The sequence below is a fragment of the Brachybacterium sp. genome (assembly GCF_052095815.1).
In the GTDB taxonomy this organism is placed as follows: Bacteria; Actinomycetota; Actinomycetes; order Actinomycetales; family Dermabacteraceae; genus Brachybacterium.
Genome location: NZ_JBQDLF010000070.1, coordinates 1 through 13,445, shown reverse-complemented (window position 1 = coordinate 13,445; position 13,445 = coordinate 1). Strand labels below are relative to the sequence as shown.

The 13,445-nt window shown below is 71.3% G+C and carries 14 protein-coding genes; 8 read left to right on the top strand and 6 right to left on the bottom strand.

The genetic code is table 11. The features are described 5' to 3' along the window. Positions 1–284: hypothetical protein (locus tag ACTH43_RS17500; protein WP_441446174.1), on the top strand; the 284-nt coding region annotated here is incomplete at its 5' end. Between the two features lie 35 nt (positions 285–319). Next, on the top strand, positions 320–1,663 hold the full coding sequence (gdhA, locus tag ACTH43_RS17495) for an NADP-specific glutamate dehydrogenase (protein WP_441446173.1): 1,344 nt from the start codon (positions 320–322) through the stop codon (positions 1,661–1,663). Positions 1,664–1,793: 130 nt separating this feature from the next. Here gdhA and ACTH43_RS17490 read toward each other — a convergent pair whose 3' ends face one another. Beyond that, complete coding sequence (locus tag ACTH43_RS17490) at positions 1,794–2,327, bottom strand: hypothetical protein (RefSeq protein ID WP_441446172.1); 534 nt, start codon at positions 2,325–2,327, stop codon at positions 1,794–1,796. Between the two features lie 137 nt (positions 2,328–2,464). Between ACTH43_RS17490 and ACTH43_RS17485 the strand changes: the two genes are divergently transcribed. Then, positions 2,465–3,904: a hypothetical protein gene (locus ACTH43_RS17485; RefSeq protein ID WP_441446171.1), complete on the top strand. Its 1,440-nt coding sequence runs from the start codon at positions 2,465–2,467 to the stop codon at positions 3,902–3,904. 11 nt (positions 3,905–3,915) lie between these two features. Here ACTH43_RS17485 and ACTH43_RS17480 read toward each other — a convergent pair whose 3' ends face one another. The 3 genes from ACTH43_RS17480 to ACTH43_RS17470 form a co-directional block, all read right to left on the bottom strand. Next, on the bottom strand, positions 3,916–5,478 hold the full coding sequence (locus ACTH43_RS17480; protein WP_441446170.1) for a DUF4232 domain-containing protein: 1,563 nt from the start codon (positions 5,476–5,478) through the stop codon (positions 3,916–3,918). A gap of 129 nt (positions 5,479–5,607) precedes the next feature. After that, positions 5,608–6,396 (bottom strand): fructosamine kinase family protein, encoded by a 789-nt coding sequence (locus ACTH43_RS17475; RefSeq protein ID WP_441446169.1) that lies wholly within the window; start codon positions 6,394–6,396, stop codon positions 5,608–5,610. A gap of 106 nt (positions 6,397–6,502) precedes the next feature. Continuing rightward, positions 6,503–7,651 carry a phosphotransferase family protein gene (locus tag ACTH43_RS17470; RefSeq protein ID WP_441446168.1) on the bottom strand — a complete coding sequence of 383 codons (1,149 nt, stop codon included), beginning with the start codon at positions 7,649–7,651 and terminating at the stop codon, positions 6,503–6,505. Between the two features lie 192 nt (positions 7,652–7,843). Between ACTH43_RS17470 and ACTH43_RS17465 the strand changes: the two genes are divergently transcribed. After that, complete coding sequence (locus ACTH43_RS17465) at positions 7,844–8,770, top strand: sulfite exporter TauE/SafE family protein (protein ID WP_441446167.1); 927 nt, start codon at positions 7,844–7,846, stop codon at positions 8,768–8,770. A 75-nt stretch (positions 8,771–8,845) separates the two neighbouring features. Continuing rightward, entirely contained in the window at positions 8,846–9,523 is a 678-nt protein-coding gene (locus ACTH43_RS17460) for a GNAT family N-acetyltransferase (RefSeq protein WP_441446166.1), read from the top strand. 177 nt (positions 9,524–9,700) lie between these two features. Here ACTH43_RS17460 and hutG read toward each other — a convergent pair whose 3' ends face one another. Continuing rightward, a complete protein-coding gene (gene hutG / locus ACTH43_RS17455) occupies positions 9,701–10,804 on the bottom strand; it encodes a formimidoylglutamase (protein ID WP_441446165.1) in 1,104 nt (367 codons plus the stop codon). A 178-nt stretch (positions 10,805–10,982) separates the two neighbouring features. On the opposite strand from hutG, the gene ACTH43_RS17450 reads away from it, so the two are divergent. Both ACTH43_RS17450 and ACTH43_RS17445 read left to right on the top strand, forming a co-directional pair. Continuing rightward, entirely contained in the window at positions 10,983–11,840 is an 858-nt protein-coding gene (locus ACTH43_RS17450; RefSeq protein ID WP_441446164.1) for a formate/nitrite transporter family protein, read from the top strand. A 37-nt stretch (positions 11,841–11,877) separates the two neighbouring features. Then, the gene (locus ACTH43_RS17445) at positions 11,878–12,663 is read left to right on the top strand and encodes an IclR family transcriptional regulator (RefSeq protein ID WP_441446163.1); all 786 of its coding nucleotides are present in this window, start codon (positions 11,878–11,880) and stop codon (positions 12,661–12,663) included. Between the two features lie 86 nt (positions 12,664–12,749). On the opposite strand, the gene ACTH43_RS17440 is transcribed toward ACTH43_RS17445, so the two are convergent. Continuing rightward, positions 12,750–13,037, bottom strand: coding sequence for a hypothetical protein (locus ACTH43_RS17440; protein WP_441446162.1), 288 nt, complete (start codon positions 13,035–13,037; stop codon positions 12,750–12,752). A 278-nt stretch (positions 13,038–13,315) separates the two neighbouring features. On the opposite strand from ACTH43_RS17440, the gene ACTH43_RS17435 reads away from it, so the two are divergent. Then, positions 13,316–13,445: hypothetical protein (locus ACTH43_RS17435; RefSeq protein ID WP_441446175.1), on the top strand; the 130-nt coding region annotated here is incomplete at its 3' end.

The following is a 13,445-nucleotide window of genomic DNA, read 5'->3' as shown; positions in this document are numbered from 1 at the left end:
ACCGACGCGCCCACCCCGCCACCGACCGCTACACCCTCATCTGCGAAGAGCCCCTATGCCTGTCGATGCATATGTCGGGACCGGGCGATGCTGTCCGGGTATCCGCCCCCATGTCCGGACGCTTTGCTGTGACCTGCGCGACAAGCCTCCCGGAGCTGTTTTCCCAGGTGCATGGCCATGACAGTCGTCTGCATGTTCACGCATCGAACGTCCAGTGCGACTTCTGGGCGACGCCGCGTACCCTGGGCGACGCCGTGACCTCCGCTTCCGCGGAGCCCCCGTGAAATCGGGGGCCCCCGGGCCCCCTGAAAGGACCGCGATGCTCGACTCGACGCTCCAGGACACATTTGACCAGGTGCTCCGCCGCAACCCCGGCGAACCCGAGTTCCACCAGGCAGTCCGGGAGGTGTTCGAGTCGCTGGAGGTCGTCCAGTCCCGGCACCCCGAGTATCAGGATCATGGCATCCTGATGCGCCTGAGCGAGCCTGAGCGCCAGATCATCTTCCGTGTCCCCTGGGTCGATGACCAGGGCGTTGTGCAGGTCAATCGCGGTTTCCGCGTCGAGTACAACTCCGCGCTGGGCCCGTACAAGGGTGGCCTGCGGTTCCATCCGTCGGTGAACCTCGGGATCGTGAAGTTCCTCGGCTTCGAGCAGATCTTCAAGAACTCCCTGACCGGCCTGCCCATCGGCGGCGGCAAGGGCGGATCCGACTTCAATCCGGCCGGCCGCAGCGACGGCGAGGTGATGCGCTTCTGCCAGTCCTTCATGACCGAGCTGCACCGCCACATGGGCGAGTACACCGACGTCCCCGCCGGCGACATCGGCGTGGGCCCGCGCGAGATCGGCTACCTCTTCGGTCAGTACAAGCGCCTGACCAACCGCTACGAGGCGGGCGTGCTCACCGGCAAGGGCCTGGACTGGGGCGGGTCCCTCGTGCGCAAGGAGGCCACCGGCTACGGTGCGGCCATCTTCGCCGACGAGATGCTCAAGGCCCGCGGCTCCTCCTTCGACGGCCGCCGCGTCTCCGTCTCCGGCTCGGGCAATGTCGCGCTCTACGCGATCGAGAAGGCCAAGCAGCTCGGCGGCATCCCCGTCACCGCCTCCGACTCCTCCGGCTATGTGGTCGACGAGAACGGCATCGACCTCGAGCTGCTCCAGCAGGTCAAGGAGGTGGAGCGCGGTCGCATCACCGAGTACGCGGAGCGCCGCGGCAACGGTGCTCGCTTCGTCGCCGGCGGCAGCGTCTGGGACGTCCCGGTGGACATCGCTCTGCCGAGCGCCACCCAGAACGAGCTCGATGTCGACGCCGCCCGCACCCTGGTCAAGAACGGCGTGCTGGCCGTCTCCGAGGGCGCGAACATGCCCTCCACGCCGGAAGCTGTCAGCGTGTTCCGTGCGGCCGATGTGGCCTTCGGTCCCGGCAAGGCGGCGAACGCCGGTGGTGTTGCCACCTCCGCTCTGGAGATGCAGCAGAATGCGAGCCGCGACGCGTGGAGCTTCGAGCACACCGAGCAGCGTCTCACCCAGATCATGAAGGGCATCCACGCCACCTGCCTGGAGACCGCCGATGAGTTCGGCCGCCCCGGCGACTACGCACTGGGCGCCAATGTCGCAGGCTTCCGCAAGGTGGCCGACGCGATGATCGCCTTCGGCGTGATCTGAGCCGACCCTGAGCTGATCCGGGCCGAACCGCCCGGGCCTGGCCTGTGCCTGACGCGAATGCGCGCTGTGCCTCCACTCGTGGAAGCGCGGCGCGCATTCGCATTCGGCTGCCGAGGTGCGGGCCGAGGCGTCAGGTGACCGTCACGGTGAGCTCGATCGGGTCGATGTCGCGGGGCCCCTGGTCGCAGTCCTCAGCGATCTCGGTGCGGTAGCAGTGCACGATCCGTACGGTCGAGGTGCCGGGCGCGAGTCCGGTGAGCTCGACGGCGTAGGGGAACTCTCCGCCGGTCCCGCCGGTGTCCCGGCGCTCCGGCACGCCGAACACCTCGCTGTTCATGAGCACGCGGGCCATGACGACGCCGTCATCCACCCTGCCGTTCTCCCTCGAGACGCCCTCCGCGGCGGGGACCGCGCCCCAGTCGTCGCCCACGCCCGGCGACCAGTCGCCGAGGGCCACCTGGGCCGTCTCGCCGACCTCGATCGACACCTCGTCCGTGCCCTCGGGCAGCAGGTCAGGGTCCAGCAGATAGCAGCTGGTCAGCATCAGGACCGCCGCGGCCGCTGCCGCCAGGCGGAGGGGCCGCGCGCTGCCCCGTCGAAGGCATCGTCGATCGCCGCCCGGGCAGGCCTGCTGCGGCGCCGTCGTCGCATCGCGTCGTCCCATGTGCGCTCCCCTCGAGCATGTCGTACGAGCTGCTGGCAGGCGACCCCCATCGCCCCGCACAGAATACCTGCCGGATGTGACCCGGGGCACTCCGCCGTTGCTGAGAACAGTTCTCAGGAACTGCTACTGTTCTGCCTATGATCCAGATGAGAACCATTGTCATGAAGCGTCGTGCCGTCGTGCTCCTCAGCGCCGGGATGCTCGCACTCTCCGCCTGCGGCGGGATGGCCGGCGGAGGAGAGGACGGGGCCGGCGGCGGGGCGTCCGACGGCGGCGCGGCCGGCGGAGAGGCGGCGCCGGCGACCGATCGCACCGAGGTGGGCGCCCTCTCCCCGCGCATCGTTCTCGCCCACGACGGCGGCGTGACCACGATCGACTCCTCCGACGGCAGCACCGTCGGCAGCACCGACGTCACGGGCTACGCCCGGCTGAACCCCGCCGGGGATGGCCGCCACGTCGCCGTCAGCGCCTCCGGCACCATCACCATGTACGACACCGGCCTGCTCGCCCAGGGCCACGGCGACCACTTCCATTACTACGTCCAGGATCCTGCTCTCACCGACCTGTCCATCCCGGCGCCGATGCCCGGCCACGTGGTCTCCCACGGGGACCGCACCGCCCTGTTCGCCGACGGCACCGGCGACATCACCCTCATCGACCCCACCGCGCTGGTCGACGGCGACCTCGGGATCCTCGAGGAGACCAGCACCGAGGCACCGCACCACGGCGTCGCGGTGCCGCTCTCCGACGGGGGCCTGATCGTCACCCAGGGCACCGAGGACGAGCGCCACACGGTGCAGGCGCTCGACGCCGACGGGAACGTCACCGCCGAGACCGACGACTGCCCCGGCGTGCACGGCGAAGCCTCTGCGAAGCCCACGGAATCCGGCGACGTGATCAGCCTGGGCTGCGAGAACGGCTCCGTGGTCTACCGCGACGGGGAGTTCCACAAGGTCGCGATCGACGGCGACTTCCAGCGCTCCGGCAACCAGAAGGGTCACGAGGACTCGTCGATCGTGCTCGCCGATCACAAGGTCGAGGCCGATCCCGAGGGCGGTGCCGAGCACCCCACCGAGATCGCCCTGATCGACACCAGTGACAACACCCAGCAGATCGTGGACCTGGGCTCGGAGTACTGGTTCCGCTCCCTGGACCGCGGTCCTCACGGCGAGGCCCTGGTGCTCACCGCCGATGGCGAGCTGAACATCCTGGATCCCGAGACCGGCGAGATGCTCCACGAGGTCCCCGTGACGGGCGAATGGAGCGAGCCGGAGAACTGGCAGGAGGCCGGGCCCATGCTGGCCGTGGCCGACGGCACCGCCTTCGTCGTCGACCCCGCAGCGCAGAAGCTCACGATGGTCGACGTCAAAAGCGGCGAGATCTACCGCGAGCTGGAGCTGCCCGTGGTGCCGCACGAGATCCAGGTGACCACCGGTACCGCATCCGGCGAGTACGAGATCTCGCCCGGAGCGGACGAGCACGAGGGCCACGAGCAGGAGGGCGGCGAGGCGAGCGACGCTGGTGGCCATGAAGACCACCACCACGAGGGCGGCGACCACGAGGGTCACGACCACTGACCCGGCGCTCCTCAGCCCGCTGAGCTCAGCGCCAGCTCCCATGCGCCGATCTCGATCACGGCCCCGCCCTCCACTCCGGCTTTCAGGTCGAAGGGGGCGGGGCTGGGATCGCTGCCGTCGGACGCGGCGAGCTCGACGGGCAGCGGCGCCCCGCCCGAGTCGAGGCGGATGCTCAGCGTCTGCGGAGTCTCCTGATCGGCCGCGGTGCGATAGCCGGGCCAGTACAGACCCGAGCTCGCGGTGCCTCCAGGGACGAGCCCGACGCCACCCTCCGGCTGCACGGCGGCCTCGAGGTGGGTGAGCGGTTCCGGGCGCAGGTCGATCTGCTCGGCACCCTGTTCGAGGGTCAGCTCCGGGACGCCGCGCAGCGCGCAGGCCTCGTCGCCGACGTTCGTCGCGGTGAGCGTCGCCGCCGAGTTGCCGGTCCACCCATCCCAGCCCCCGGCCACGACCTGCAGCGACTCGGGATCGCAAGCAGGGAGGCCGGCGGACTCCACGGCGGGAGCGGCGGGGATCCCAGCGTTCGGGGACTTCTCCGGTGCGGGGCCTCCGCTGCCAGGACCATCGTCCCCGGCGCTGCCGCTCGCCATCGGCGATTCGGATCCCGGGTCCCCACCCGGGGTCACGCCGGCGGCAGGGTCGGAATACTGCCAGGCATCTGCGGCGGGGGCGTCGACCGGCCAGGCGGCGAACACCCCGAGCGTCAAGATCGCGGTGATGGCGAGAGGCATGCTGATCCGGCGCGCGGTGGGAACGGGGGGCGACGGTTCCGCACCGCTGCTCCTCTGCTCAGCAGAGCGCATGGCGGTGACCTCGGCAGCTGCCTGCCGGGGGAGCAGCCGGCCCGCGACGGTGATCCCGGTCGCGAGCAGCGTGCACAGCGCCGGAACCCCCAGCAGGGGAGTGCCCACCACCAGGACACTCCCCAGGAACACCATGGGATGCAGGGCGAACAGTCCGAGTGCCACCAACGGGGCCCCCACGCCGATGCTCGCCAGCCAGTACGCCCCGCGATCAGAGGCGGCACCGGGACGCATCCATCGCCACGCTCCGAGAACGGCGACGGCGGCTGCGATGCCCGCCACTGCGAGACCGAGCGGCCTCGAGGCGGCGATCGCGACCCATCCGGCAGCGGTGAGCAGGGCAGCGGCCAGGAGCAGCACCCCGACCAGGCGGCCGAACCGCGCCGCACGATGCCGCCGCGATGGCCGCGCAGGTGAAGGAACAGGTGAAGGAGCCGAGCGCTCGGCTAAGCCGGCCTCGGCCGGCACCGGCCGGGCAGAGACCAGGTGCCCAGCGAGGAACCAACCGATGAGCGAGGCGATCCCGGCCGCGGCGGTGACGGCGAGGTAGTGGCGTCGGGCGTCGATCCACAGATCAGTGCAGGTGGTGTCGTTGCAGTCGAAAGCCCAGGCCGGGGAATCACCGAGACGGCTCGCCCAGACCCCGATCACGAGCAGCACCGCGAACCCCGTGAGCATCAGCACGGTGGCGAGGATTCCGACCGCGGCAGGGTGGGACGCAGCGGTGCGGCGCACAGCGTGTGCGGGGCGTGGAGGGAGCGGTCGGGGCACGTTCGCAAGCTATCCGAGGAACAGCCGGCCTTCTGGCCGGCCACCAGGACCTGCACCTCTCGCACACGGACCCTCCACCGCCGCAGCCCCGGGGGCGGACCGTTCACCTCCGGCAGCGTGCCCCAGAGCTCAGAAGCCCAGCTGCTCCGCTCGGGCGATGACCGCCTCGGCCGTCGCGACGGTCTGATCCACGTACGCCTCGCCGAACAGCTTCACATGGGCCAGCAGCCCGAAGAACAGGTGGGCGGGGAGGTCCTGCTCCCAGCCGCGGGGCAGCGGGTGCTCGGCGACGTAGCCCTCGAAGATCTCCTCGAGGTGCGGCGCATCGAACAGGGACAGCATCGCGAGGTCCTCGAGCCGGTGGCCGCCGTGGGCAGCGGGGTCGATGAGGGTCGCGCCGTCGGCGGTCCACAGCAGATTGCCCGACCACAGGTCGCCGTGAACCCGGGACGGCTCCTCGGTGCCCTGCCCGCTGATGCCGTCGAAGGCGCCGTCGGCGATCAGATCGATGGCTTCATCGACGGTGTCGTGGCCGTCGGCGCCGAGCACGCGGGTGACTGAGTCGGCGAGCGGGCGCAGGCGGTCCTCGGCCCAGAACTCGACGAAATCTGTGCGTGGTGCGGTCTCGACCGCGAAGGGGCTCTCAAGGGGGCCGAAGTAGGCGGGATCGGCGGGGGCCCAGCCGAAGGCCTCCGCGCCGGCATCGTGCAGGCGGGCGAGCCCGCGGCCCAGCTCGCGGGCAGCCTCGGGGGTGGGCGGGACAGAGTCCAACCGCTCCAGGTGCAGGGCGTTCTTCTCCTCCGCGAGCACTTCGACGACCGGCACCACCTGGGGCTCTGCGAGCCAGCGCAGTCCAGCGGCCTCGGCCGCCACATAGCCCTTGGGGGCGCTCTCGGCATGCTTCACGAAGTCATTCATGGGCCCACCGTACGCAGAGCCCCCACCGAAAGCGCCACCCGGGGTGTCGCGAGGCACTGTGGCGGCATCGCGAGCGGTCACCGGTGCGGGTCCGACGCACCACTCCTCAGACGCTGATTCCCAGTGTCGCCGCGAGGGTGCGCCGCAGCGTCGGCAGCACCCGTGCATGCATGGAGCGGGTCGAGGCGCGGGAGGCGACATGCACCAGCATCGCGCTGCGCTCGTAGGCGGTCCAGGCCCGCATCCGCCGGCGCAGGGAAGCCACATCGGACACTGAGGCGGGCAGCTCTCCGCGCTCGCCGCGGGCCTGCACATAAGCCCGCACGAAGCGGTCGACCTGCTCCTCGGCCAGCGGCACGTACCAGGGCCCGCCGTGCACGGCGCCGCCGAGAATCGCGAGGTCCCGGGCAGGATCGTCGCCCTGCGCCCACTCGAAGTCGATGTACTGCACCCGTGGTGCGCCGGTGACCGGGTCGCTGCCGTGCCAGAGGATGTTCGTCGAGCAGAGATCACCGTGGGCCAGCACGTACCCGTCCAGCTGTGCGATCTCGTCGTCGACGGCGGCGACCTCCGCGCGCGAGGCCTCAAGCAGGGGGCCGAGCACGTGCTCCTGGATCGCTGCGCCATGGGACTGCTGCCAGGACTCGAACTCCGCCTCGACCTCGGGCAGCAGCGGCTGCGGCCCCGGGGTCACCGCCGCCCAGGGGTCCGCCCCCAGCGACACCGGCCCGCGGCCCGGGGCGGGCACGGCATGAAGCTGCGCGAGATGCGCGGCATGAGCCTGCAGATGCGCGCCGGTCCAGGTCGTCGGCGAGGCGGCGATCCCCGGGATCTCGGAGGTCACCACATACGGATGGCCGATCGGGCTGGTCGCGGGATCATCGTGGACGGCGATGGGTTCCGGGCCCACCTCAGCGGGCAGCAGGGTCAGCGCCGCGATCTCATAGGCCAGATCCTGATGCAGCTCCGCGGAGGTGACGTGCGGAATCCTCACGATCACCGGTGCGTTCTGCTGCGGGATGACCCGCCAGGCGGCGAAGCGCTCGCCGACGCCCGCGAGCGTGACCCGGGCCTGCCCCGACAGCGACGCCGGCAGCACCGACTTGTGCAGCCCGGGCAGCCGCACGGGGGAGGCGTCCTCTCGCAGGGGCAGCACCAGTGTGCCCTCGCGCCAGACCTCCGCCAGCAGCTCGCCCATCGCGGCGGAGGCGGGATCCAGCGGTGTGGAGGGTGGTTCTCCCTGGTGGGGGACCATCGGGGCTCCTCGTGGTCGGTGCTCTGATCCTACCGGCGGCGGAGGAGTCTCACCGGAGATGCGCGCGGTTTAGCATGGTCAGGCACCCCCGAGGGCCCGGGAGGGCCCGCCTGGCCCGGCTGCCTGGCCGCCGGGGGCTTCGCCGTCCGGGCCCGTCGGCCCGCCGCTCCGTCTCCTGCAAGGACACCGCCCATGGAACTCGCCCTGCTCGCCATCGTCGTGGGCGTCGGCGTGGGGATCGTGGTGGGGGCGCTCGGTGCCGGTGGCGGCATCCTCGCAGTGCCGGTGCTGGTCTTCCTGCTGGGCATGCCGGCCCATGCCGCGACCGCATCGAGCCTGATCATCGTGCTGATCACCGCGCTCTTCAGCCTCCCGCACCATGCCCGGCACGGGAACGTGGAATGGAAGAACGGGCTGGTGTTCGCGGGGGTCTCGGTGGTGGGTGCGGTCGTCGGCTCCCGGCTGTCCGCGCTGGTGCCTGCACAGGTGCTGCTCACCCTGTTCGGGGTGATGCTGGTGGGCGTCGCGATCGCGATGCTGCGGCGCGCGCTGCGCACCCGCCGGGCCGAGCGTGATGAGGCCGCTGCGCACGGCTCACCCGGTGCGCAGGAGACCGACCAGCCGGTGGCGGTCCACGACGATCCTGTGCTGGACCAGCCCGGCCCGGACACCGTCGAGACCGCGGACGGCATCCATCACCACCACGGCGAGCCCGAACTGCCACTGCTGCCCGCCCCGGCCCCTGCGCCCCGGACGCTGGTGGTGATCGCCGCCGCGACCCTCACCGGCTTCCTGACCGGCTTCTTCGGCGTGGGCGGCGGGTTCATCGTGGTGCCGATGCTGGTCATCGCGCTGGGCCTGGCGATGCGCCACGCCTCCGGGACCAGCCTGCTGGTGATGATCATCGCGACAGCGACGAGCCTGCTGGCCAGGCTCGGCACGGACGTCCAGATCGATTGGACGATCACCCTGATCTTCGCCGCCGGCTCCGCGGTGGGAGGGATCCTCGGTGGCCCGCTCTCGGCGAAGGCCCGCCCCTCCACGCTCACGCTGCTGTTCTCGGTGCTGCTCGGCGGCGTGGCCGCAGTGACCCTCGTGCAGACCCTGCTGCTGGGCTGAGCAAGTCTGAGCTGGGCTGAGCCGGGCCGGCGGGGAAGCGCGCGAGGCCCAGCTGTCGAGGCGGATACTGGGCGCATGCCCGACAGCTCCGCGCCCGACAGCTCAACGTCCGCCACCTCAGCGCCGGACGCCTCAGCGTCCGCCACCCCCGCGCCGCACCCGCGCTCACCCGCGCAGCGACCGCCCGTCTTCCCTCATCAGGTCACGCTGACCCTGCTCGCCGTGGAGGACGCCCCGGTGCTCGCGGAACTCGAGACCCGCAATCGCGAGCAGCTGATGGCCGGTGCTCCGGCCCGGGCGGAGGGATGGTTCACCGAGGCCGGGCAGCGCACGGCGATCGCCCACGCCGTGGCCGACCGGGAGGCAGGCGGCGGTCTCCCGTTCACCATCCGGCTCGAGGACAAGGGGGCGACGAGGATCGTGGGCCGCCTCAACCTCTCGACCATCATCCGCGGGGCCTTCGAGTCGGCCTCGCTCGGCTACTGGGTCGACACGGACGTCACCGGCCGCGGCGTCGCCACCCACGCGGTGCAGAGCGCGATCGCCGTGGCCTTCGGCGGCCTGGGCCTGCACCGGCTCCAGGCCGAGGTGAAGGTCGGCAACGAGGCCTCGGTGCGCGTGCTCGAGTACTGCGGCTTCACCGAGTACGGCCTGGCGAAGGACTATCTCCGGCTCGGCGGTGACTGGGCGGACTGTCGCCTGTTCCAGCTGATCGAACCGCACTGGCAGCCAACCGCCCCGGGCTCCGCCTGATCCGCGTCCCGGCCCCCGCCGCACTCAGCCCCGCCTGGCTCCGGCCTGACCCGCCCCCACCTCACCCAGCCCCGCCGCATTCAGTCTCGCCTGACCTGATCCGCCTCGTGGCCCAGCTGGCATGTCGAGTACGGGCGACAGAGAGCACGCTCCGGATATATGACCAGAGCGTGCTCTCTAGCGCCAGTACTCGACGGCAGGGCCGGAGCCGGGGCCGGTGCCGGAACCGGGGGTGGTGCCGGTGCCGGTGCCAGGGCCGGAGCCGGTGCCGGTGCCGGGGCCGGGGCCGGTGGTGGGAGCGGCGACGGTGCGCACCGCGTCGTTGATCAGTCGAGCTGCGGCGCGGGCGGTGCGCCCGTCGATGTCCAGGGAGGGGTTCAGCTCCACCACGTCGAGCAGGGCGAGCTTCCCGCTGCTGGCGGCGGCGCGCACGGCCGCAGCGATCAGCGGCAACGGCACCCCGTAGGCAGCCGGCGCCGAGACCCCCGGGGCCACGGCCGCGGGCAGCACGTCCAGGTCGATGGTCAGGTAGAGCACGTCCAGGTCAGCGGCGAACCCCTCGACGAAGCGCGCGATCCCCTCGGCTCCCGCAGCGAGGCACTGCTCATCGGTCCACCACTGCACGCCGAGCTGCTCGGCCCTGGCGAACAGCGCTCCCGTGTTGGACGGCTCGGCGATCCCGAGCACCGCGTAGGCCAGCTCACGGCCGGCAGCCTGCTCGGCCGCCGCCATCTGCGCGAAGGGGGTGCCGGAGGTGGGGCGAGGCTCCTCGCGCAGGTCGAAGTGGGCATCGAGGTTCAGCACTCCCCAGCGCTGTCCCGCGCTGGGCCCGATCTCAGAGCTGACCAGACCGTTGTACGAGGACCAGGCCGTCTCGTGCCCGCCCCCGAGCACCACCGTCAGCCGGGAGCCGGGACGGTCCAAGCCCTGCGCGGTGAGGGCCGCGGCCGCGGCCTGCCCACCCTCGAGGTCCTCGCCGATCGTCTCGGCATCGCCGAGGTCGTGCAGGCCCATCTCGCCGCGGGCGAGGGGCCCGTGCAGGGCCAGCGGTGACAGGGCGCGGCGCAGCGCGGCAGGCCCGTCGGCCGCTCCGACTCGGCCGCGGTTGCGGCGCACCCCCTCGTCGGAGCGGAAGCCGAGCAGCGCGATGTGAGCGGAGGCGGGATCCGCCGCTCCGGGACCGGCGACGCTGCGGACCACCTGGTGCCAGCGGGCGTGCTGGGGGCCGTTGCCGTCATTCCGGCCGGACCAGGCGCTGTCAGCGTCGGGAGAGTTCGTCATCGGGGCTCCTCGTCTGCGCACCAGGGAGTAGGTTCGCCCATCATGGCACCCGGCCTGGGTGAACGACCTGCCAGAGCACGAGACTGGGTCCGGCCCACCGGACATCGCCGACCGACAGTCCTGCGCATCCCGGTGCACCACCAGCACGATCCTTGCCGATCTGATCGAGGGAGAGACGATGACCCAGCGAGAGCGGCACGGCGCGGCGCAGGAACGACGGCGGCTCGGCAGCAGCGACGAGCCCGTCGAGGACGCCCTGGCCGAGGAGTTCGAGAACACGGTCACGGAGGGTGCGAACCGCCTGAACCGCACCTGGCGGGCGTTGGTGATCACCGGGCTGTTCGGCGGGATCGATGTGGGCCTGGGGCTGCTGGCGATGCTCGCAGTGCTGGATGCGACGGGGTCGAAGCTGCTGGGCGGCCTCGCCTTCGGCATCGGCCTCTATGCACTGCGGCTCGCGCACTCGGAGCTGTTCACCGAGGACTTCCTGGTCCCGATCAATGCCATCGCTGCCGGGCACGGGACCTGGTGGCAGCTGCTGCGGCTGTGGGTGACGACCCTGATCACCAACCTCGCCGGGGGCTGGGCGTTCACCTGGGTCGTGGTGGCAGCTTTTCCTCGGTTCGACGATGAGCTGATCGAGGCGAGCACGAGCTACATGGAGAAGGGTCTGACCCTGGAGACGGCCGCCCTCGCAGTGCTCGCCGGATTCACGATCACCTTGGTCGCCCGCATGAACCAGGGCTCGAGCGCGGGTATTGCGACACTCGCGAACTCACTCATCTCGGGGCTGCTGGTGGTGGGACTGGGCATGCTCCACGGGGCGCTGAGCTCGGCGGTGATCTTCGGGGCGATGCACGCAGGCGCCGAGGCCACCTACCTCGAGTGGCTGATCTGGTTCGCCTGGGTGATCCCGCTGAACATGGCCGGCGGCCTGGTGATGCTCACGCTCCCGCGCCTGGTGCGCACCTGGGAGCTCGTCACGGAGGAGCGCGCCTCGCAGCGCGCCGCGACGGGAGGTTCCGTGGCGGACTGAGCCCGGAGGAGCCCAGGGAGTGGCATCCTTGCGGATCATGGCACCACCGAAAGTCCCAGCGGCCGACGCGACGCTGCGTCTGCTGACCTTCCTCGCCTCCCGCAGTTCCCCGGTCCCGGCCGCGCAGCTCGCCGCGCAGCTCGCCCTGCCCCGCTCGCGCACCTACGACCTGCTGACCACCCTCGTGGAGCATGGCTACGTGATGCATCTGGAGCAGGAGCGGCTGTACGGGCTGGGGCCCGCCGCGCAGGTGCTCTCCGGTGCCTACCTGCGCCAGGAGCCGCTGGCGAGGATCGGCCGCCGCGTGATCGAGGCAATGGTCGACGAGGTCGGCGAGTCGGGCCACCTCGCGGTGCTGCACGGCCGCGACGTGCTCTACGTGATCGAGGAGCGGGCCCGGAGCCGACCCAGCCTGGTCACCGACGTCGGTGTGCGGATCTCCGCCCACCTCACCGCGAGCGGCCGCGCGATCCTCGCCGAGCTCCCGCCCGCCCAGCTGCGCGCCCTGTTCGGCACGCGGGACGACTTCACCTCCCGCACCACGGTGCCGGGACCGGAGAGCCCCAAGGACCTGCGCGAGCTCCTCACCCGGGTGCGGGCCGATGGGGTCGCCCACGAGACCGGGGAGGTCACCGAGGAGCTCGCCTCAGTGGCGGCGGTCGTGCACGACCATGCCGGCTGGCCCGCCGCCGCGGTGGCGATCACCTTCGAGGAGTCACGGACCCCCGTGGAGGTGCGTGATCGGTGCACGGCCGCGGTGCGCGCAGCGGCCGAGGAGATCACCCGCAGGCTCGGCGGGCGGCGCTCGGTCGTTGGTGTATAGCCGTCCCGAGCGCTGAAGGCGATGACGCCGCCAGCGGCTTCGAGGCCGTGGAGCCGCAGAGGCCCGCATGTGGGCTGCCAGGCAGTTCAAGGACGGTCGAGCGGGCCACTCTTAGGGGCATCGTGAACCGTCGCGACCTCGGTGGGTGTCGAGCTGCAGGCATCATTCCAGGCGCTCACCGTCGTGGAGTAGCTACCGCTATACATGACGGTGTCGCCCTCGGCCGCGAAGACTTCGCCGGTGCGATCATGAACGACGTAGCGAGTGCCGTCTTCTCGGGTGACTCCGATTGCGGTGGGGAAGAGGACGCCCACAGTTATGGCCGCGCCCAAGAAGGTGCAGCCTTCGTCGTCGATGACAAAGTCGCCGCTCACGACGGCAGCATCGCCGCCGTCACCTTCTTCCCACGTGAAAGTGGGGATCTCGAACGTCGTTGACCCTCCTGGCGGCTGCCCAGCGCACCCCGTCACGAGCACCGCGATCGCGAGACCGGCAAGGCCAGCCAGAGCGCGGCGCCCTGTCGGTCACTTGTCCGGCATGCCGGACACAAGCGGCGCGAAGGCCCTCGACCCCTCCCGTCGGCGGTGGTGTCCTGTACCGAACACCCCGCAGCGCGGAACCCCCGAGCAGCCCTCGACCCCAGGAGCCAACGATGACCCTCCCCGGAGCCCGCCCCGTCCGTGCCGCCCGCGGCACGACCCTCAGCGCGAAGTCCTGGCAGACCGAAGCCCCGCTGCGGATGCTCATGAACAACCTCGACCCCGAGGTCGCCGAGCGCCCCG